20 protein-coding genes are annotated in these 21849 nt (G+C 46.2%); 17 read left to right on the top strand and 3 right to left on the bottom strand.

The window, feature by feature from the left end; all coding sequences use genetic code 11:
* Nucleotides 1–100 precede the first annotated feature (100 nt).
* Nucleotides 101–772 (top strand): 7-carboxy-7-deazaguanine synthase QueE, encoded by a 672-nt coding sequence (gene queE / locus QS795_RS13520; RefSeq protein ID WP_286272015.1) that lies wholly within the window; start codon nt 101–103, stop codon nt 770–772.
* Between the two features lie 53 nt (nt 773–825).
* Here queE and queD read toward each other — a convergent pair whose 3' ends face one another.
* Nucleotides 826–1191: a 6-carboxytetrahydropterin synthase QueD gene (gene queD, locus QS795_RS13515; RefSeq protein WP_154602357.1), complete on the bottom strand. Its 366-nt coding sequence runs from the start codon at nt 1189–1191 to the stop codon at nt 826–828.
* 265 nt (nt 1192–1456) lie between these two features.
* Here queD and cysJ point away from each other — a divergent pair, with 265 nt between their 5' ends.
* The 15 genes from cysJ to rpoS all read left to right on the top strand — a co-directional run bounded on the left by cysJ (nt 1457) and on the right by rpoS (nt 16949).
* Nucleotides 1457–3277 carry an NADPH-dependent assimilatory sulfite reductase flavoprotein subunit gene (cysJ, locus tag QS795_RS13510; RefSeq protein ID WP_286272014.1) on the top strand — a complete coding sequence of 607 codons (1821 nt, stop codon included), beginning with the start codon at nt 1457–1459 and terminating at the stop codon, nt 3275–3277.
* On the top strand, nt 3277–5022 hold the full coding sequence (cysI, locus tag QS795_RS13505; protein WP_154602359.1) for an assimilatory sulfite reductase (NADPH) hemoprotein subunit: 1746 nt from the start codon (nt 3277–3279) through the stop codon (nt 5020–5022). Before cysJ ends, cysI begins: the two co-directional genes overlap by 1 nt.
* The gene (locus QS795_RS13500; RefSeq protein ID WP_286272012.1) at nt 5019–5753 is read left to right on the top strand and encodes a phosphoadenylyl-sulfate reductase; all 735 of its coding nucleotides are present in this window, start codon (nt 5019–5021) and stop codon (nt 5751–5753) included. Before cysI ends, QS795_RS13500 begins: the two co-directional genes overlap by 4 nt.
* 303 nt (nt 5754–6056) lie before the next feature.
* The gene (gene cysG, locus QS795_RS13495) at nt 6057–7469 is read left to right on the top strand and encodes a siroheme synthase CysG (RefSeq protein WP_154602361.1); all 1413 of its coding nucleotides are present in this window, start codon (nt 6057–6059) and stop codon (nt 7467–7469) included.
* Between the two features lie 14 nt (nt 7470–7483).
* Nucleotides 7484–8392, top strand: coding sequence for a sulfate adenylyltransferase subunit CysD (cysD, locus tag QS795_RS13490; RefSeq protein ID WP_036955774.1), 909 nt, complete (start codon nt 7484–7486; stop codon nt 8390–8392).
* Nucleotides 8393–8416: 24 nt separating this feature from the next.
* A complete protein-coding gene (gene cysN / locus QS795_RS13485; RefSeq protein WP_286272010.1) occupies nt 8417–9859 on the top strand; it encodes a sulfate adenylyltransferase subunit CysN in 1443 nt (480 codons plus the stop codon).
* A 4-nt stretch (nt 9860–9863) separates the two neighbouring features.
* Nucleotides 9864–10487 carry an adenylyl-sulfate kinase gene (cysC, locus tag QS795_RS13480; protein ID WP_318626536.1) on the top strand — a complete coding sequence of 208 codons (624 nt, stop codon included), beginning with the start codon at nt 9864–9866 and terminating at the stop codon, nt 10485–10487.
* Between the two features lie 159 nt (nt 10488–10646).
* On the top strand, nt 10647–10943 hold the full coding sequence (gene ftsB / locus QS795_RS13475) for a cell division protein FtsB (RefSeq protein ID WP_036955764.1): 297 nt from the start codon (nt 10647–10649) through the stop codon (nt 10941–10943).
* A 60-nt stretch (nt 10944–11003) separates the two neighbouring features.
* On the top strand, nt 11004–11732 hold the full coding sequence (ispD, locus tag QS795_RS13470; protein ID WP_154602364.1) for a 2-C-methyl-D-erythritol 4-phosphate cytidylyltransferase: 729 nt from the start codon (nt 11004–11006) through the stop codon (nt 11730–11732).
* 9 nt (nt 11733–11741) lie between these two features.
* On the top strand, nt 11742–12254 hold the full coding sequence (gene ispF / locus QS795_RS13465; protein WP_108478380.1) for a 2-C-methyl-D-erythritol 2,4-cyclodiphosphate synthase: 513 nt from the start codon (nt 11742–11744) through the stop codon (nt 12252–12254).
* Nucleotides 12220–13269, top strand: coding sequence for a tRNA pseudouridine(13) synthase TruD (gene truD, locus QS795_RS13460; protein ID WP_286272004.1), 1050 nt, complete (start codon nt 12220–12222; stop codon nt 13267–13269). The genes ispF and truD overlap by 35 nt, the downstream gene beginning before the upstream one ends.
* Nucleotides 13247–14008 carry a 5'/3'-nucleotidase SurE gene (gene surE / locus QS795_RS13455; protein ID WP_154602366.1) on the top strand — a complete coding sequence of 254 codons (762 nt, stop codon included), beginning with the start codon at nt 13247–13249 and terminating at the stop codon, nt 14006–14008. The genes truD and surE overlap by 23 nt, the downstream gene beginning before the upstream one ends.
* Nucleotides 14005–14631, top strand: coding sequence for a protein-L-isoaspartate(D-aspartate) O-methyltransferase (locus QS795_RS13450; RefSeq protein ID WP_006659377.1), 627 nt, complete (start codon nt 14005–14007; stop codon nt 14629–14631). Before surE ends, QS795_RS13450 begins: the two co-directional genes overlap by 4 nt.
* 215 nt (nt 14632–14846) lie before the next feature.
* Nucleotides 14847–15911 (top strand): murein hydrolase activator NlpD, encoded by a 1065-nt coding sequence (gene nlpD, locus QS795_RS13445; protein WP_154602367.1) that lies wholly within the window; start codon nt 14847–14849, stop codon nt 15909–15911.
* Nucleotides 15912–15962: 51 nt separating this feature from the next.
* The gene (gene rpoS, locus QS795_RS13440; protein ID WP_154602368.1) at nt 15963–16949 is read left to right on the top strand and encodes an RNA polymerase sigma factor RpoS; all 987 of its coding nucleotides are present in this window, start codon (nt 15963–15965) and stop codon (nt 16947–16949) included.
* A gap of 71 nt (nt 16950–17020) precedes the next feature.
* Here the strand turns inward: rpoS and miaE are convergent, their stop codons facing one another.
* A complete protein-coding gene (miaE, locus tag QS795_RS13435) occupies nt 17021–17785 on the bottom strand; it encodes a tRNA isopentenyl-2-thiomethyl-A-37 hydroxylase MiaE (RefSeq protein WP_154602369.1) in 765 nt (254 codons plus the stop codon).
* 1 nt (nt 17786) lies between these two features.
* Nucleotides 17787–20354 (bottom strand): DNA mismatch repair protein MutS, encoded by a 2568-nt coding sequence (gene mutS, locus QS795_RS13430; RefSeq protein ID WP_154602370.1) that lies wholly within the window; start codon nt 20352–20354, stop codon nt 17787–17789.
* Between the two features lie 410 nt (nt 20355–20764).
* Between mutS and rlmF the strand changes: the two genes are divergently transcribed.
* Nucleotides 20765–21730: a 23S rRNA (adenine(1618)-N(6))-methyltransferase RlmF gene (gene rlmF / locus QS795_RS13425; RefSeq protein ID WP_286272000.1), complete on the top strand. Its 966-nt coding sequence runs from the start codon at nt 20765–20767 to the stop codon at nt 21728–21730.
* The last annotated feature ends 119 nt before the right edge of the window (nt 21731–21849 follow it).

Raw genomic sequence — 21849 nt, 5'->3', positions numbered from 1 at the left:
TTTCCTGAACGCAGGGTGACTACATTATCACAAAGTGCATTGCCCGCGAGATAGATATCTGCAATATAATATGCGCCAAATGGAATCTTCTAGGAGCAATATGAAATACCCAATTAATGAAATCTTCCAAACTTTACAGGGGGAAGGTGTTTTTACTGGCGTCCCTGCTGTTTTTATTCGTTTGCAAGGCTGTCCAGTTGGCTGTAGTTGGTGCGATACCAAACAGACCTGGGACAAAGAGCCCGCGAAGGAATCCACATTGGGTGATATTGCATTAAAAACACAAGACAGTGATTTATGGGCAATGTCCGATGCCGAAAGCCTAATCCAACTGATGCAACAAAACGGCTATACCGCAAAACACATTGTGATAACGGGTGGCGAGCCGTGCATTTATGATTTAACTGCCTTAACACAATCCCTTGAAGCGAATGGGTTTCAATGTCAGATAGAAACCAGCGGCACTTACCCTATCATCTGCACCGAAAATACTTGGGTCACTGTCTCGCCGAAAGTGGGGATGAAAGGTGGATTACAAGTACTCGAACAAGCGATTAATCGTGCCAATGAAATCAAACATCCTGTGGCGCGTGAAAAGGATATTGAAGCCCTTGACCTGCTATTATCTTTGCGAACTCAGGGTGAGCCACCGATTGTGGCGCTTCAGCCTATTAGCCAAAAAGTGTCGGCGACGAAGCTATGTATCGATACCTGCATTCAACGCAACTGGCGGCTATCCATTCAAACCCATAAATATCTGAATATTCAGTAATCACTATGTCTTTGAGCTGTAGGTGATAACTTACAGCTCAGCATCTCTTTGGCTTATGCTTCTCCGCGATACACACAGCCTGCATTGCAGGTTTCTTTAACCGTAATGGCGCTTAATAGTGGTAATAGTGGCTTGGTTTGCTGCCAAATCCAGCGAGCAAGTACTTCACTGGTTGGGTTTTCTAACCCTTCTATTTCATTTAAATAATGATGGTCTAGACGCTCATAGATAGGTTTAAAGGCGCTTTTCACATCAGCAAAATCTATGATCCATCCCGTATGCGCATCAATTTCACCCGTGATTTCTAAGCGCACCATGAAAGAGTGCCCATGCAGGCGACCACATTTATGCCCCTCAGGGACATGAGGAAGGCGGTGGGCTGCTTCAAAGTGAAAATCTTTGTAGATGGTTGTGCTCATAAATTTCTCCTTACTAATGTTTAGTAGCGTATTCTACTGTTATTTTTACTCAAAATGTCGTTATTTATCGATTTCTGGCTAATCTTTTTATTCGATATTCATCATCGAATATTTTCTTTAGGATTTTTAGCTATTAGTTATGGCTATAGTTTCTTATCTTCCTAGTTATGGCTGTTATAACCTTTATCTTCATTTGGGATAGAGAATGGCATAAATAACGTTTTATTGACTATTCAATGATGGATCACGTTGGAGTGACAAAATAATGCAAAACAAGCAACCTCCATTATCAGCATTACCGATTTCGACGGAGCAATTAGGGCGCTTACAAACCGCAGTGGGGGATTATTCATCCCATCAATTGGCTTGGCTATCTGGCTATTTGTGGGGCATGGTAAATCAAAACAGTACGCTGAGCGAGCCTGTGGCTGCAAGCCATTCATCTGCAAGCAATGCGCCTCAAGAAACCGTGACCATTATTTCAGCCTCCCAAACGGGTAATGCCCGCCGTTTAGCTGAGCAGCTTCGAGAAAAACTACTGAGTGAGAAAATCAGTGCCAATTTAGTCAATGCTGGCGATTATAAGTTTAAGCAGATCAACCAAGAGAAAGTGGTGATCGTCGTGGCATCCACCCAAGGTGAAGGGGAGCCAGCCGAAGAGGCCGTTGCATTACATAAATATTTGAATTCGAAGAAAGCGCCTGATCTCTCAACCGCCCATTATGCGGTTTTTGCGCTTGGCGATTCTTCTTATGAGCATTTTTGCCAAGCCGGAAAAGATTTCGATAGCCAGTTTGCGAAGCTGGGGGCGAGTGCGTTGCTTCCTCGGGTCGATGCGGATGTTGAATACCAAGCATTGGCAGACGAGTGGGTAAGCTCTTTGACGCAGATTTTAAAAGCGCGAGTTCCCGCTCAAACGGACAGCCAGCTCATCAACACCCAATCAGGCAGTGTGAATCAGCTCGATTCTTCCCCTTACAGTAAAACAGCGCCATTAACCGCCTCGCTATTGAGTAATCAAAAGATAACAGGCCGCGGTTCCGACAAAGATGTGCGCCATATTGAGATTGACTTGGGGGATTCCGGTCTACGCTATCAGCCAGGTGATGCGCTGGGCGTGTGGTTTGATAATGACCCCGCGTTAGTGGATGAGCTGATTAGCCTGCTATGGCTACAGGGGGATGAGGACGTATTTATTGGTCAACAGCGCCATTCGCTGCGTGATGCGTTAACTTACCAATTAGAACTAACCCAAAACACCTATTTGATCGTCGAAAAGTATGCGCAGCTATCTAAAGATGACAATTTATTAGGTTTGATCAGCGATAAGCCCGCCATTATGCAATATGCGCAAACCACGCCGATCGTCGATATGGTTCGCCAAGCGGCAGCTCAGCCAAGTGCGCAAGAATTTGTGGATTTACTGCGTCCATTGACCCCGCGCTTGTACTCCATTTCCTCTTCACAAGCGGAGGCCGCTGATGAAGTGCATGCCACTGTTGGGGTTGTTCGTTATGAAATAGATGGTCGTCCAAGAACAGGGGGGGCTTCTGGGTTTTTAGCGGATCGTCTCAATGAAGGTGACGAACTGCGGGTGTTTATTGAACATAATGATAATTTCCGCTTACCCGCGGACTCAAATACGCCCGTAATTATGATTGGTCCGGGCACGGGTATTGCCCCATTCCGCGCTTTCTTACAACAACGAGATAACGATGGTAGCGAAGGTAAAAACTGGCTGTTTTTCGGCAATCCGCACTTTGTTGACGATTTTTTATATCAAGTGGAATGGCAGCGTTATGTCAAAGACGGTTTGCTGACCCATATTTCATTAGCGTGGTCGCGGGATCAGGCTGAAAAAGTGTATGTACAAGACAAATTGCGCGAGCAAGGTAATGAAGTGTGGGACTGGATCCAGCAAGGTGCGCACATTTATGTGTGTGGGGATGCAAATCGGATGGCGAAAGATGTGGAACAAGCATTATTGGATGTCATCAGCGAGCACGGGCACATGGATGAAGAGCAAGCGGATGACTTTTTAAGTGAGCTGCGTGTGATGCGCCGTTACCAGAGGGACGTTTATTAATGAGCAATGAACATCAAAAAGCTGCACCTCAGCCAGCCTTAGTGGTTGAAGGGAAGCTCGCTGACAGCGAGCGGATGAAGCAGCAAAGTAACTATTTACGAGGCACTATCAAAGACGACCTCAAAAATGGCTTAACGGGCGGTTTTGACGGAGACAACTTCTTGCTGATCCGTTTTCACGGCATGTATCAGCAAGACGACAGAGACATTCGTGCAGAGCGAGCTGAGCAGAAGCTGGAACCGCGTCATGCCATGATGCTGCGTTGCCGCTTACCGGGGGGGATTATTACCCCGAAACAGTGGCTCGATATTGATAAATTTGCCTCTGAGCACACGCTGTATGGCAGTATTCGCATCACCAACCGTCAAACATTCCAGTTTCACGGTATTCTGAAAGGGGATGTGAAGCCGGCGCATCAAATGCTCAGTCATGTGGGGCTGGATGCGTTAGCGACCGCCAATGACGTAAACCGTAACGTACTGTGTACTTCTAACCCCGTGCAGTCTGAACTGCATCAGCAAGCCTATGAATGGGCGAAAAAAATCTCTGAGCATTTGCTACCTCGCACCAGTGCGTATGCTGAGATTTGGTTGGATAAAGAAAAGATTGTGACCACCGATGAAGAACCGATTTTAGGGCAAACCTATCTTCCTCGGAAATTTAAAACCACGGTGGTGATCCCTCCATTGAATGATGTGGATCTCCATGCCAATGATATGAACTTTGTGGCGATTGCTGAAAAAGGGCAATTGATCGGTTTCAACGTGCTGGTGGGCGGCGGTTTAGCGATGACCCACGGCGATACCAACACATTCCCACGCCTTGCCAGTGAATTTGGTTTTATTCCCTTAGATAAAACCTTGGCAATTGCTGAAGCGATTGTCACTACGCAGCGGGATTGGGGAAACCGAACTGATCGTAAAAATGCCAAAACCAAATATACCCTTGAGCGCGTTGGGATTGAGGTGTTTAAGGCGGAAGTGGAAAAACGTGCCGGCGTGCAGTTTGAGGCTATTCGCCCTTACCAATTTACGGAGCGTGGCGATCAAATTGGCTGGCTTAAGGGAATTGATAACCGCTGGCATTTAACCTTGTTTGTGGAGAATGGGCGCTTAATCGACTTAGCGGATAAACCGTTAAAAACTGGCGTCGCCGAAATCGCTAAAATCCATAAAGGGGATTTTCGCCTGACGGCCAATCAGAACTTAATTGTGGCGGGGATTGCGGAAGAAGACAAAGAGACAATAGAGAAAATTGCCATTGAGCACGGATTGATGAGCGGTGAAGTGACGCGCCAGCGTGAAAACTCGATGGCGTGTGTCTCTTTCCCAACCTGTCCGCTAGCGATGGCGGAAGCGGAGCGTTTTTTGCCAGAGTTCGTCACGCAAGTTGAAAACATCATGGCGGCGCATCACGTGGCGGATGAACATATTGTTTTACGGGTTACGGGCTGCCCAAATGGCTGTGGTCGCGCGATGCTGGCGGAAGTGGGATTGGTGGGTAAAGCCCTCGACCGTTATAACTTGCATTTAGGTGGAAACCGCATCGGTACGCGTATTCCTCGAATGTATAAGGAAAATATCAGCAGCACAGAAATTTTAGCCATCATGGATGAGCTGATTGGTCGCTGGGCAGTTGAGCGTCAACCGAATGAAGGTTTTGGTGATTACCTGATCCGCGCTAACGTCGTGAAGCCGGTACTCAACTCAGCTATCGATTTTTACGAGGTCAAGGAGGCGGTATGAGCCGACTTCAATTAGCGCAAGTTCATCCGTTAGATAAACAGGCTCAAGTCGCTTATTTAGCGGAATTGAATACGCAACTTGAAGAGATGACCGCACTAGCCCGCATTGAGTGGGCGGTTGAACATCTTCCTGCTGAATTCGTGTTGTCATCAAGCTTTGGCATCCAAGGTGCTTTGGCGCTGCACTTAGTCACGCAAGTGGTGCCAAATATTCCTGTGATTCTGACGGATACGGGTTATCTGTTTCCCGAAACGTATCAGTTTATTGAGCAGCTTACTGAACGCCTGAATTTAAACTTGAAAGTGTACCGAGCGGCGACGAGCCCTGCATGGCAAGAAGCCATTCATGGGCAGTTGTGGACTCAAGGGATTGAGGGCATAGAGCGTTATAACCAATTGAACAAAGTGGAGCCGATGGCGAGGGCGCTGCATGAACTGCAGGCGCAAAGCTGGTTTTCAGGATTAAGGCGGGAACAATCGGCGAGCCGTTCTGAGTTACCCGTACTGAGTCTTGGGCGCGGGATCTTTAAAATTCTGCCGGTGATTGATTGGAATAATAAAGATGTTTATCAGTATCTGACCAAACATAATTTACCCTACCATCCATTATGGGAAAAAGGGTATTTATCAGTAGGGGATACCCATACCAGCCGTCCGTGGGAGCCGGGAATGAGCGAAGAACAGACCCGTTTCTTTGGCTTAAAGCGAGAATGTGGGCTGCATGAAAATTAATGCTTTTTAAGAAAACTAAAGACTTCGTTTAAATAATTAATTACTTGCATTACTAATAAGTAGAAAGTTAATTTATTTGTGTAATAACAAAGGGATACCTTTATCTAAAATAAGGGTGTCCCTTTATTGTTTATTTATACAAAATCGCGAGAGATAGGCTTAATTTACTGGGTTTTCCTCACTTTATTTAGCTTATGCCTTTCTGTTCCTATTCATGCTTTTTTGTCATTTCAAAGTGACCAATTCAGGCCATATAGTCAATTTCATTGCTCTTATAATTAAAATGTTGGATGGAAGCGATATATGGATTACTTACCCTTATTTGTGAGTGTGCGAGAAAGACAAGTTGTCTTGATTGGCGGCGGTGTGGTTGCGGCACGTAAAGCCGAATTATTATTGAAAGCCCATGCCTCGCTGGTGGTGATTTCCCCTGAACTTTGCGAAAGCTTACAGTTAGCTTATCAGCAAAAACAATTGCACTGGGTGCAGCAGCCTTATCAAGCTTATCACCTTGATGATGCTTACTTGGTGATTGCTGCCACGGATGACCAAGCGCTCAATGAGAAAGTTTTTCATGATGCGCAGCAGCGCCATATTTTTGTCAACGTGGTGGATGACCAACCCCTATGTTCCTTTATTGTGCCTTCGATTATCGATCGTTCTCCCATTATGGTGGCGATTTCATCGGGTGGAACCGCACCTGTCTTAGCCAAATTATTACGAGAAAAACTGGAAACCTTGTTGCCGACATCGCTGGGTAAAATGGCGGAGATTGCAGGGCGTTGGCGTGAGCGCGTTAAGCAGAATTTGACCAAGCTCAGTGAGCGTAAACGTTTTTGGGAGCTGAGTTTTAGCGGGCGTTTTGCCTCTTTGGTGGAAAGTGGGCAACTGGATGATGCCGAAAAGCAGCTGGAGCAACAGCTAGCGAAGCCGGATAACCAAGGGGAGCTGACCTTGGTGGGAGCAGGTCCGGGGGATGCGGGGCTGCTAACACTTAAAGGGCTGAGAGTACTGCAAAACGCGGATGTGGTGCTGTATGACCATTTGGTGAGCTCGGAAATCCTTGACCTTGTTCGCCGTGATGCAGACAAAGTCTGTGTGGGTAAACGAGCAGGAAATCACAGCGTTTCCCAAGAGGAAACCAATCGGTTGATCGTCAACTATGCCCAGCAAGGCAAAAAGGTGGTGCGCTTAAAAGGCGGGGATCCGTTTATTTTTGGTCGTGGTGGTGAAGAGTTGCAAGTTGCTGCCGAGGCTAACATCCCTTTTCAAGTCGTACCCGGCATCACTGCTGCTATTGGTGCGGCGGCTTATGCGGGGATCCCGCTGACCCACAGAGAACACGCGCAGAGTATCACGTTTATTACCGGACATTGCCGACAAGAGGGGGCTGAGTTGGATTGGCAAGCATTAGCACGCGGTCATCAAACACTGGCTATCTACATGGGCACCGTGACAGCTGCCAATATTCGCCAGCAGCTTATTCAATATGGCCGTCATCGAGATACCCCCGTTGCGGTGATTGGTTGTGGGACTCGGCAAAATCAAAAAGTGATTGTGGGGGCTTTGCATGAATTGGAGTCATTGGCTCAGCAAGCGCCAGCCCCTGCATTAATCGTCATTGGTGAAGTGGCGGCATTACATCAACAGCTGGCGTGGTTTGGCCAGCAACCCGAAACCATCCAATGGCGCTCAGCCGTGCTGGAATTGGCTTAATCGAGGAGTAAATCGTGAACGAAAAAAAATTAACCCACTTACAGCAATTAGAAGCGGAAAGTATTCATATTATTCGTGAAGTGGCGGCGGAATTTGCGAATCCCGTGATGCTCTATTCAATCGGTAAAGACTCATCTGTGATGCTGCATTTGGCTCGAAAAGCGTTCTATCCTGGCACGATCCCTTTCCCTTTGCTACATGTGGATACCGGATGGAAATTTCGTGAAATGTACCAGTTCCGTGATGAGACGGCGAAAAAATACGGTTTTGAATTATTGATCCACCGAAATCCCGAAGGGGAGCGTCTCGGCATAAATCCGTTTGTTCATGGTAGTGCGAAGCATACAGATATCATGAAAACCGAGGGCTTAAAGCAGGCGCTAGATAAATATGGCTTTGATGCCGCGTTCGGTGGTGCTAGGCGTGATGAAGAAAAATCACGAGCAAAAGAACGAATTTATTCATTCCGTGACCGCTCGCACCGCTGGGATCCGAAAAACCAACGACCGGAGCTTTGGCACAATTACAACGGACAAATTAATAAAGGGGAAAGTATCCGCGTTTTCCCGCTATCCAATTGGACTGAACTGGATATTTGGCAATATATCTACTTGGAAAACATCGACATTGTCCCACTCTATTTTGCCGATGAACGCCCTGTGATTGAACGCGACGGCACCTTAATCATGGTGGACGATGGGCGCATAGAGCTAAAAGCGGGAGAGGTTATTGCCAAGAAAAAAGTACGATTTCGCACATTAGGCTGCTGGCCATTGACGGGAGCTGTGCCGTCGAATGCCAGCACGCTACCGGAAATTATCGAAGAGATGTTGCTATCCACCACCAGTGAACGCCAAGGGCGTTTGATTGATAGTGACCAATCCGCCTCTATGGAGCTGAAAAAGCGCCAAGGCTATTTTTAATTAATCGGTGAGGAGAGCAACATTATGGCTGAATTAGCGTATAACGACGCAATGGCGCATCAAATTCAACTGCAAGGTGGCGTGGAAGCTTACTTGCAGGCTCAGCAACATAAGGGATTATTGCGGTTTCTTACCTGCGGCAACGTGGATGATGGGAAAAGTACCTTGATTGGGCGCTTGCTGCATGACACTCAACAAATCTACCAAGATCAATTGTCCGTTTTACAAAGCGACAGTAAGCGAATTGGCACTCAAGGCGAGAAATTGGATCTGGCCTTGCTGGTGGATGGGCTCGCTGCCGAGCGCGAACAGGGGATCACCATCGATGTGGCATATCGCTATTTTTCGACAGAAAAACGCAAGTTTATCATCGCAGATACACCTGGACATGAACAATATACCCGCAATATGGCGACAGGCGCATCAACGTGCTCGTTATCTATTCTGCTGATCGATGCTCGAAAAGGCATTCAAGAGCAAACGCGACGCCACAGTTTTATTAGTACGTTGCTGGGGATCCGCCACTTGATCGTCGCGGTGAATAAAATGGATCTGGTGGATTATAGTCAGTCAGTGTTTGAGAAAATACAGCAAGATTACCAGCAATTTGCTCAGCAACTTCCGCTCGATTTAAACGTCTGGTTTGTGCCGATTTCGGCACTGGATGGGGATAACATCGTCTCACCAAGCGAGAATTTACCGTGGTATCAAGGGGAAACGTTATTGTCGCTGCTGGAAACGGTGCAAGTGACTCAGACGGCCGCTGAGCAGCCATTGCGCTTCCCTGTGCAATATGTGAATCGCCCAAACTTAGATTTTCGCGGCTACAGTGGCACGGTGTCATCGGGGGTTGTACAGGTGGGGCAACGCGTGAAAGTGCTGCCTTCAGGGAGCGTTTCAACTATCAAAGAGATTGTGACATTTTCCGGTAACCCGACTTCAGCCATTGCGGGTGAGGCGATTACGATAGTACTGAACGATGAAATTGATATCAGTCGCGGCGATTTAATTGTCGCTGAAAACGAAGAGTTACTTGCTAGCCAGCACGCCTTAGTGGATGTGGTGTGGATGTCAGAACAGCCGTTGGTGCAAGGGCAACAAGTGGATATTAAAGTGGCAGGCAAGCGAAGCCGAGGCAAAGTTGAAAACATTCAATACCAAGTGGATGTGAATAACTTAACTCAGAAAGTGGCCACGGAACTGCCATTGAACGGCATCGGTTTGGTGGAGTTTTCATTCGATGAGCCATTACTACTGGAAAATTACCAAAGCAATGGTGATACTGGTGGGATGATTTTGATTGATAGGCTAACCAACGTGACGGTGGGGGCTGGGCTAGTTAGAGAGGTGCAGCCAGAAGAAACGGTACATCGTGGTGAGTTTAGCCAATTCGAAGTTGAGCTTAACCAACTGATCCGCCGCCATTTCCCGCACTGGGGTGCCCGGGATGTGTTAGGTGGGAAGTAACGTTATGGATACATTGGAAAATGGCCTGTCGGATAATATTGTTTGGCATTCCCATAATGTGACTCGGCAATGGCGAGAGCAGCGTAATGGTCACAAAGGTGCGGTGCTGTGGTTGACGGGCTTATCGGGGTCGGGAAAGTCCACGTTGGCGGGGGTGATAGAGACACAATTGGCTAATTTGGGGATCAAAACCTATCTTCTTGATGGAGATAATGTTCGCCATGGATTGTGTCGTGACCTTGGGTTTAGTGATGCGGATCGGCAGGAAAATATTCGACGGATTGGCGAAGTTGCCAAGTTAATGGTGGATGCGGGGCTGATTGTGGCTACAGCGTTTATTTCTCCTTATCAAGAAGATAGGCAGCGTGTACGTGAACTGTTTGAACCCGATCAGTTTTATGAGCTGTATGTGGATACGCCCATTGAGGTTTGTGAAAAGCGAGATCCCAAAGGGTTATATCAGCAAGCACGAGCAGGAAAAATTACCCATTTCACGGGGATTGATTCGCCTTATCAACCACCACAAAATCCAGAATTACACCTTGATGGTCTGCGCCCTATCCATGATTCTTTAGCGCAGGTGATTCAACTGCTGCAACAGCGAAATATCATTTCTATAGCAAATTGATTTTACTTAAATATCATCCTTTTCTACATTTATAGGGAATTGGATGATATTTAATCTCTTCTAGCGCGAACAATTCTGACTTTTTTAGACAATATTTGCATCGCAGTAGCGTCACGCGCTCAGTTATGGGATGATTAGCAAATCATTTCAGGGGGCAAGATGGGTAAATTAACGCTACTATTAATTGCGATATTAGCTTGGTTACAATATTCCTTATGGTTAGGCAAAAATGGCATCCATGACTATGTCAAAGTCAAGGATGATGTTGCTGCGCAGGAAATTGTGAATACGCGTTTAAAACAGCGTAATGAGCAGCTATTTGCAGAAATCAATGACTTGAATGATGGTCAGGATGCAATTGAAGAGCGCGCACGTAGCGAGCTAGGCATGTTAAAGCCTGGAGAATCATTCTATCGAATGGTCAAAGAGCGTAATAATCCACCGTCATCTCAATAATCATCGTGTAGGGCAGACCACACCCAAGAGCCTGATAATTTCTGATGTAAGATTCGAATCATGATAAATCCAAGAACATCCAGCGCAGTACCGATTGTTGCGCTGATCCCCGCTGCGGGAGTGGGCAGTCGTATGAATGCGGATTGCCCAAAGCAATATTTGTCGGTCGCAGGGAAAACTATTATTGAACACACCATTGACGCCTTATTGCGCAGTGGCGACGTACAAAAAATCGTGGTTGCATTAAGTGCCGAAGATGATTATTTCCATCACCTCGATATAGCCAAAGACCCTCGCGTCATCACGGTTATCGGGGGGAAAGAGCGTGCAGATTCAGTATTATCAGGATTAAACTATCTGGTTTCGCAACCTGAGTATGATGATGCTTGGGTATTGGTGCATGATGCGGCACGTCCGTGTCTGCATTTAGATGATTTAAATACTATCGTTCAGTTAGCCACTCAGAATGATTGTTGTGGGGGCATACTGGCGGCTCCGGTTCGGGATACGATGAAACGGGGCGTGGAGGGAACGCAAAGTATTTCCCATACTGTTGAGCGAGAAGCGCTCTGGCATGCCTTAACACCGCAGTTTTTCCCATTAGTATTACTACGTGACTGTTTAGATAAAGCATTGAAAGAAAATGCAGTAATCACGGATGAGGCTTCCGCACTTGAGCATTGCGGTTATCAACCGATATTAGTATCGGGACGAGCAGATAACCTTAAGGTGACGCGACCAGAGGACTTGGCGCTGGCGGAATTTTATCTTTCAAGAATGAAATCATAAGGAAAAAAAATGAGAATCGGACACGGTTTTGATGTGCATAAGTTTGGCGGAGAAGGCCCTATCGTTATTGGTGGCGTTCGCATTCCTTACGAACAAGGTCTTATCGCACATTCGGATGGTGATGTGGTCTTACACGCGCTGACAGACGCCATTTTAGGTGCTGCGGCACTTGGGGATATCGGAAAATTATTCCCAGATACTGACCCTGCTTATAAAGGCGCAGATAGCCGAGTATTACTCAGAGAAGCCTTTTGCCAAGTACGTAAAAAAGGTTATTTAATTGGCAATATCGACGTCACTATCATGGCGCAAGCACCAAAAATGTTGCCGCATATCCCACAAATGCGCGTGAATATCGCCGAAGATCTCGAATGCCACATGGACGACGTCAATGTGAAAGCAACCACCACAGAACAATTGGGTTTTGTGGGGCGAAAAGAAGGGATTGCTTGCGCCGCTGTGGTTTTACTTATCAAAGATAATAGTAATGAAAGTTATGAATGTTCAGTACCTGCATGGTAAACCCCTCTCTTCAGGGACATTAAAAAGTATTCCTGAAGATTTCGTGGTGAAAGAAGATTTGGGTTTTGAGCTTGATGGCGAAGGCGAACACGTTATGGTTCGCGTCGAAAAAACAGGCTGCAATACATTATTTGTTGCGGAACAACTGGCAAAGTTTGCTAAAATTTCAGCAAGAGCAGTCAGTTATGCGGGACTAAAAGACAGACATGCGGTGACAGAGCAGTGGTTCTGTCTGCAAATGCCGGGTAAAGACACGCCCGATTTTTCGGCTTGGCAGCTTGAAGGGTGCCGTGTGTTAGCGGTCACTCGCCAGAAACGTAAATTACGCATTGGTTCCTTAAAAGGGAATCAATTCGAAGTGATATTGCGGGATATTACGGACACCGATGATGTAGAACAACGCCTACAAAAAGTGGCTGATTTAGGTGTTCCGAACTATTTTGGCGAACAACGTTTTGGTCGGGATGGGCAAAACTTGGTTCAAGCTCGCCGCTGGGCAAATCAAGAAATTACAGTACGTGAACGAAATAAACGCAGTTTTTATCTCTCTGCCGCGCGAAGTGCTATGTTTAATGATATCGCCAGTGCGCGCATCGCAAATCATACACAGCAACACGCAATGTTGGGGGATGCACTGCAATTAACCGGACGTGGTAGCTGGTTTGTGGCGACGGCAGAAGAGTTAGACTCTCTGCAAGCGCGTTTACAATCTGCTGAGCTAAGTGTGACAGCGCCGCTTCCTGGGGATGGCGATTTAGGCACTCAAGATGATGCCCTAGCTTTCGAGACTCACTGTTTACAAAATTATCAGCCATTTATGGCACTAATGAAAAGTGAGCGAGTTTCTCCAGCGAGACGAGCTGTACTGGTTAAGCCGCAAAATCTGCAATGGCAGTGGCTAGACTCGTCAACCGTGAAGCTGTGCTTTTTCCTGAATTCAGGCAGCTTTGCCACGAGTGTTGTACGCGAAATTATTAATCAGGATTGTATTGATGCTGAACATATTATTGAGTAACGATGATGGTGTATCGGCGCCGGGGATTCAAACTCTGGCAGCGGCATTGCGCCAACATTATCATGTGCAGGTGATTGCACCCGATCGCAACCGTAGTGGCGCTTCAAATGCATTAACCTTGGATAGACCATTAAAAATCCAAACATTAAGTAATGGTGATCTCGCTGTACAAGAAGGCACTCCAACGGATTGTGTGTATATCGGGGTGAATAAAGTTGTGCGTCCTCGCCCTGATATTGTGGTGTCTGGAATCAACTGTGGCCCAAATCTCGGGGACGATGTGATTTATTCTGGTACCGTTGCGGCGGCAACAGAAGGGCGTCACTTAGGTTTACCGTCTATTGCGGTTTCATTGGATGGTGATGTGCATTATGAAACGGCGGCCAAGGTAACGTGCGATATCCTCACTATGCTGCAAAAAAATCCATTGCGTGCGGGAAATATCTTGAATATCAATGTGCCAGATATTCCTTATGAGGAGCTAAAAGGAATTAAAGTTACCCGCTGTGGCAGCCGTCATGCGGCATCTGAGGTTTATAATCTAGAAGATCCTCGCGGTAATATGCTGTATTGGTTAGGGCCAGTTGGGGAAATTCGTGATGCAGGCCCAGGTACGGATTTTGAAGCGGTACAAAATGGCTATGTTTCGATAACGCCGTTACAAGTGGATTTAACGTCTTATAAAACTCAGGCTGTATTAGAAGAGTGGCTAGATAAGTCAGGAGTGAAGGCAAAATGAAAATTGGGCTCATGAAAGAACTGCTGGCACAATTGCGCCAACAGGGAATTCACGATGAGCGCCTATTAGACGCGCTCGCGCTAGTTCCTCGCGAACGGTTTGTTGACGAAGCGCTCTCTCATAAAGCCTACGATAATATCCCATTACCCATTGGTCATGGACAGACCATTTCGCAGCCGTATATTGTTGCAAAAATGACTGCATTATTGGCGGTCAAACCGACGGATCATGTGCTGGAGATTGGCACGGGATCTGGGTATCAAACGGCGGTTTTGGCTCATCTTTGTGAGCATGTGTATTCAGTCGAAAGAGTTAAAAGCTTGCAGTGGACGGCAAAACGTCGCTTTAAGTTGTTAGATTTACATAATATTTCTACTCGCCACGGTGATGGCTGGGAAGGCTGGCAATCGAAAGGCCCTTTTGATGGGATCATTGTGACCGCCGCACCTAGCGAAATTCCGTCATTGTTACTTAAGCAGTTAAAAGATGGTGGACGCCTCGTGCTCCCTGTCGGTGACAAAGATCAGGCTCTGAAATTAATTACCCGTCGCGGTAATGACTATCACACTAATGTGATTGAAAAAGTGCGTTTTGTCCCTCTTGTTGCTGGCGATTTGAGCTAATAACCCTTTAAGTTATTTTGAATTAATGGGTTATTTCACTCAAACTGTTAAGTGATAATCTCAATTTGTTATACTTTTGATACATTTAACTTGTCCATTATTTTATATTTCTGCTTTAATAAGCGAAATATTTTAAGATACTAATATTCTATAAGCATTAATTGCATTCTAACCCTTTAGTATCAGGTCAGATTTTTCTTCACGGGAGAAGAAATATGAAAATTGTTAGCCCAATAAACAGAATTCGATGGGCGGTTATCTTTTCATTTAGCGGTGCTTTATTAGCAGGATGCTCAACGCCTTATCATCCCGCAGCACCGATTTCGAGTGTGAATGATGGAGGTTCATCTAGCCAACAATCCGCACCAAGAACGGTGCCGAATCCTCCGTCCAATACTGGAATGAGCACGGCGATGCCTTCAGACAGACCTAATTTGTCGTCTAATAGTTCGATGGGAAATAATGCCTCTAGACCTGTTTCAACCAGCAGCGATGGACGTATTGTTTATAACCGAGACTATGGCCGCATTTCTAAAGGAAGTTATAACGGAAATACCTACACCGTTCAGCGCGGTGATACTCTGTTCTATATCGCCTATATAACGGGTAATGATTTCCGTGAGTTAGCATCGAAAAACAATATTTCTGAACCATACAGCCTAGATGTAGGTCAGGTGATAAATATTGGTAATGCAAATGTGAGCTCGATCACACAAACTGCGTCAAATAGTCAACAGCGCCCGGTTGATATTCAACCAACTAATGGGTATCCTGAAAATAGTAGCGGGCAGAATTCAGGTAAGATGTTGCCGAATAACAAGAAACCAGCCTCAACGGTTTCAACGACAACAGCGAGCCCAACCACTACGACTGCAACAGCAACAACAGGAAGTAGCACCAATAATTCGTCAATTAAATGGCGTTGGCCAGCTGATGGGAAGATGATTGAAGGCTTCTCTGATGCGCAAGGCGGAAACAAAGGTGTTGATATTGCTGGTTCTCGCGGTCAATCTGTTATTGCAGCTGCTCCTGGTAAAGTCGTCTATGCTGGTAATGCACTGCGCGGATATGGAAATCTCATAATAATAAAACATAACGATGACTACTTAAGTGCCTACGCACATAACGATACGTTACTTGTGCGTGACCAACAGGATGTTGCTGAAGGTCAAAAAATAGCCACTATGGGTAGCACCGGAACAAGTTCTGTTCGTTTGCATTTTGAAATTCGTTATAAGGGAAAATCAGTAAACCCGTTGCGTTATTTACCGCAGCGATAAACTGGGCGGAGTGACACATTCCGTCCTCATTATCTTGGGTCGGAGTCACTGATGAGCCAAAGTTCGCTGAAAGTTAACGAGTTGTATAATGACCTCGATGAAAATGCGATGGATGAAGCATTTGATGAGAGTCAATTCAAAGAAGAGGATCTAGTTTCAGAACTGGATGAAGAAACGGAATTACTCCAAAGCGCGAGTCAACGTGTTTTGGACGCAACCCAAATTTATCTCAGTGAAATTGGATTCTCTCCACTCCTCACCGCAGAGGAAGAAGTTTTCTATGCTCGCAGAGCCCTTCGGGGAGATGTGGCATCGCGTCAGCGCATGATAGAAAGCAACCTTCGCTTAGTGGTAAAAATATCTCGCCGTTATAACAACCGAGGTCTTGCCTTACTCGATTTGATCGAAGAAGGAAATCTTGGGTTGATTCGTGCAGTTGAAAAGTTTGATCCCGAAAAAGGCTTCCGTTTTTCAACGTATGCGACTTGGTGGATCCGTCAAACGATTGAACGCGCTATCATGAATCAAACCCGAACAATCCGCCTACCGATTCATATCGTCAAAGAACTCAATATATACCTTCGTACAGCCCGTGAACTTGCTCAAAAGCTCGATCACGAGCCAAGTCCTGAAGAGATAGCTGAGCAATTAGATAAACCTGTTGAAGATGTTAGCCGAATGCTACGTTTAAATGAGCGCATTACATCGGTTGATACGCCTATTGCTGGGGATTCTGAGAAGTCACTGCTGGAAGTATTATCGGATGATAATGATTCAGGGCCTGAAAACACTATCCAAGATAACAACTTAAAAGAAAATATCGTTAAGTGGTTATATGAACTCAATCCGAAGCAACGTGAAGTTTTAGCGCGCCGTTTTGGTTTGTTGGGATATGAAGCGGAAACTCTGGAAGAGGTTGGGCGCGAAATTGGGCTCACTCGTGAAAGAGTTCGTCAAATTCAGGTAGAAGGTTTAAGACGTTTAAAAGATATTTTACAAGGCGAAGATTTAACGCTGGAAGCGTTATTCAATATGTAATCTGCCGTGTTAAAACACATGAAGCCCCTGTTTTCGTTGATAACAGGGGCTTTTCTTTTTAGTTGGTGGAGCTAATTAATCGGTACGCCGCTGTGGAACTTAAAGTCTTCATCAGGCATTAAAATCAACTTAGCCTCAACTTCCCCATAAAAACGCACACGCTCAGTGATATCTGTTTTACTAATCAACTGAGCAAGTTGCAGATAATCCTGATAATGGCGCGCCTCTGAACGCAGTAATGAGGTATAAAAATTGGCAAGTTGCTCATCCAAGTGTGGCGCCAATTTAGCAAACCGCTCGCAAGAGCGCGCTTCAATATAAGCCCCAATGATGAGCTTATCTACCAAAGTTTTCGGATCATGAGGGTCTAAATGACTGAATAACCCTTTCGCGTAGCGACCTGCGGTGATCCCATCATACGCAATGTTCCGTTGATGCATAATTTCTAGCACTTGGTAAAAATGGTGCAATTCCTCTTTGATTAACAACACCATTTTATCAATCAAATCTTGGCTATATGGAGACTGTTTTTTCGCTAGGATCTGTTTTGAGATTTGGTTCTTATTTTTCAATGTGTGAACATCACCAATGCGATCATACGCAAAGGCTTCATAGGGTTTGAACCACTCTAATAAAATCGCCGCACTTTCTTTATCCACTGCATATTTGCGAATTAAAAACATGGCACTTTGCGCGGCTTTTAATTCACACAGCAGATGATCCTTCAAAATCGTTGGTAAATTTTCAGGTTGACTGGCTTTGTGGATCCACGCATCGGGCGTTTCACACTGCAAAAATTGTTTAATTGGCGCTAGTAATTCAGCGTACTCATCCATGCTACTTATCCATTTCCTTTAAACGATATAACCAATCAAGGGCTTGGCGTGGAGTTAGTTTGTCAGGGTCGATTTCCTCTAAAGCGGCTAATACTGGGGATGGTTCTTCTTCCACAGTCCCTAAGAAGCTCAGCTGAGCGCTATCCACATGACTCGCATTGGCATTATTGGAGATAACTTCTAGCTCTTTGAGTTTTTGCTTCGCGCGTTTGATCACTTCTTTTGGGACGCCAGCCAGTGAAGCAACGGCTAAACCGTAACTCTTGCTTGCCGCACCGTCTTGCACATTATGCATAAAGGCGATGGTATCACCGTGTTCAATCGCATCGAGGTGAATATTGACCGCACCTTCCAATTTTTCCGGTAAGGTGGTTAATTCAAAATAGTGAGTCGCAAATAAGGTCATCGCTTTGATGCGATTGACTAAGTTCTCTGCACATGCCCACGCTAAAGAAAGCCCATCATAGGTAGATGTGCCGCGACCAATTTCATCCATCAACACTAAGCTGTGTTCAGTGGCATTATGCAGAATATTCGCAGTTTCAGTCATCTCTACCATGAAGGTTGATCGTCCTGAAGCGAGGTCATCAGAGGCTCCAACGCGCGTAAAAATACGGTCAATAGGCCCAATGACGGCTTTACTGGCTGGCACAAAACTCCCGATATAAGCCAGTAAGGTGATCAGGGCAGTTTGGCGCATATAGGTACTTTTACCGCCCATATTGGGGCCTGTAATGATCAGCAAGCGGCGTTGCGGAGAAAGAGACAGCGGGTTAGAAATAAAAGGCTCACTAAGCACTTGCTCGACAACCGGATGACGACCTTCAGTAATTTGAATACCGGGCTTGTCTGTTAATTGAGGACAGGCATAACCGAGGGTGTCTGCACGCTCTGCGAGGGTGGAGAGGACATCCAACTCAGCCAGCGCTTCGGCACTGGTTTGTAACGCAGCTAAATGCGGTAGCAGCATATCGAACAATTCATCATACAAGGCTTTTTCGATAGCGAGCGCTTTACCTTTTGATGTCAGTACTTTATCTTCATACTCTTTCAATTCAGGGATAATGTAGCGCTCCGCATTTTTCAGCGTTTGGCGACGAACATAATGAATTGGCGTAAGGTGGCTTTGTCCACGACTCACTTGAATGTAGTAACCATGTACCGCGTTATAGCCCACTTTTAGGGTATCGATACCCAGTTTTTCACGCTCACGAATTTCTAAGCGATCGAGGTAATCTGTTGCTCCGTCTGCCAATGCGCGCCATTCATCGAGTTCGCTGTTGTAGCCAGGGGCAATGACGCCGCCATCACGGACTAAAACTGGAGGTGCATCGACAATCGATTTTTCCAGTAGGGTTTGCAACTCATCGAATTGACCAATACGTTGCGTTAGTGCACCGAGGTAGCCGCAATCTGATTGCGCTAGAATTTGGTGAATATCATGATATTGCTGGAATGCATGGCGCATACGCGTTAAGTCGCGAGGGCGCGCTGAGCGTAATGCGAGACGAGCGAGCACTCGTTCTAAATCACCAATCTGGCGAAGGAACGGTTGTAGCTCAAAGCCGTATTGTTGCAGTGCACCAATGGCTTGCTGGCGGTTGTTCAACACGGAGAGGTTACGCAATGGGGTATGCAGCCAGCGTTTTAGCATACGGCTTCCCATTGGGGTGACACACTTGTCTAAGATCGCGGCAAGGGTATTTTCGGTGCCCCCAGCAAGGTTTTGGGTTAGTTCTAAATTTCGGCGAGTTGCTGCATCTAAAATCACATTATCTTGTTGTTTTTCCATGATAATGCTACGAATATGCGGCAGTGCAGTTCGTTGCGTATCTTTCACATATTGCAGCAAACAACCCGCAGCACGTAAGGCTTTGTGGGCATTTTCAACGCCAAACCCGATTAAATCTTTGGTGCCAAATTGCAGGTTTAATTGCTGTTTTGCCGTGTCTAATTCATATTCCCATAATGGGCGACGGCGTAAGCCTTTATTCAGCTCAATCAATGACATGCTAGCGAAATCTTCAGGATAGAGTAATTCCGCTGGGCGGGTACGCTGAAGCTCGGCTTTTAATGACTCTTCATCATCAATTTCACTGATGATAAAACGACCTGATGCGATATCTAAGGTCGCAAAGCCATAGCCTTGAGGCTCTTGCCATACCGCTGCCAGTAAGTTGTCTTGGCGTTCATTGAGTAAGGCTTCATCGGTGATGGTACCCGGTGTGACAATACGTACTACTTGGCGCTCAACAGGGCCTTTGCTGGTGGCAGGATCACCAATTTGCTCGCAAATGGCGACAGATTCTCCCATCTGTACCAATCGGGCTAAATAGTTTTCGGCTGCATGGTGAGGAACGCCCGCCATCGGGATAGGTTGACCGGCAGATTGACCACGCTTGGTGAGAGAAATATCCAGTAACTGAGAGGCTTTTTTAGCATCATCAAAGAACAGTTCGTAAAAATCCCCCATACGATAAAACAGCAAAATATCGGGATGTTGTGCTTTGAGTTTTAAGTACTGCTGCATCATCGGCGTATGGGATTCGAAACTTTGATTTTCTGTCATGTGTTTAACTTGTTGAATATTTGATGTATTTATGGGCTTTTGACTTTCGGCGTAAACGCTATTTTATCTTGTTGTTAGGGTGAATTCGCGGAAAGTTGAAAGGGCGTTTGCGACCCTCATAGTAGCCCAGTTAAGGAAAAACTTGTACTGCTAATAACGGGGAATTTACCTCGCAATGTTATTGAGCAGCGGGTGAGCTAAGTTACAAGAGTTGAAGCAGTTACGTCGATTAAGTCGATGCCCGGTCATTGAGCTAAAAGAAGAAAGCAATATAACAAGCAGGATATTCCGGTATAAACTCTGAATGCAGGCTTAATACGGTCTCATCCCGAGCTGTTAGCTGCAACTTGAAAGCTCTAGGGTATATGGTATCGTACGCGTCAGAAATACCTTTAAGAGAGCCCGTCACGGTGGAAAAAAAGAAAACCTTCCCGCAGCAGAAAAGCGGTTTGCACCCGCGTAACCGTCATCGCTCGCGCTATGATTTCCCGGCGTTGATCGCCAGTTGTCCTGCACTGGAGCCGTTCGTCAAACCGAACGCATGGGGCGACATCTCGGTAGATTTTGCCGATCCTACGGCGGTTAAAATGCTCAACCGTGCGTTGCTGCAACATTTTTATGGCATCGAACACTGGGACATTCCCGCCGGTTATCTGTGCCCTCCGATCCCTGGGCGTGCCGACTATTTACACCATCTGGCTGACCTGCTGGCGACCAGCAACGGCGGTGAGATCCCTCGTGGTAAAGGCGTGGCAATCCTTGATGTGGGCGTTGGTGCCAACTGTATTTATCCGATCATTGGCCTGCGTGAATACGGTTGGCGTTTTACTGGTTCGGAGGTTGAACCAGTATCGCTCAATGCGGCCAAAATGATCGTGGAGATGAATCCGACGCTGAGAAACGGCGTGCGTCTGCGTTTGCAAAAACAACCTGAATCTATTTTGAACGGTATCATCGGTGTGGCGGAGAAATTTGATGCCACAATGTGTAATCCTCCGTTCCATAGCTCTGAACAGGAAGCGCAAGCCAGCACCCGCCGCAAGCTGCACAAGCTGGGTAAAGGCGAGGTAGCCGACACGCCGGTACAGAACTTTGGTGGAAAAAATAAAGAGCTATGGTGTGAAGGCGGTGAAGAAGCCTTTGTACGTAAAATGGTAGAGGAGAGCGTTAGCCTAGCACAAAACTGCCTGTGGTTTACCTCGTTGATTTCTAAAAGCACGACCCTGCCTTCGATTTATCATGCGTTGAAGCTGGTGGGGGCGGCGGAAGTCCGTACCATTGAAATGGCACAGGGGCAAAAAATCAGTCGCTTCGTGGCCTGGACTTTCCACGACGCACAACAGCAGGTCGCCTGGGCGGCAGAACGCTGGCGTTAATTTCTCTGGTGTCGGTTATTTAACTGGCACCGATAAAATTTCGCATTTCTCTTTCAATTTCTGCATGTTGCGTTATTCTCAACATATCTTCCTAAAACAAGCTTGTCTAACTTAAAGGG

The organism is Providencia zhijiangensis (genome assembly GCF_030315915.2).
Lineage (GTDB): Bacteria > Pseudomonadota > Gammaproteobacteria > Enterobacterales > Enterobacteriaceae > Providencia > Providencia zhijiangensis.
The sequence above is the reverse complement of the archived record's forward strand: the minus strand, read 5'-3'. Positions and strand labels throughout refer to the sequence as shown.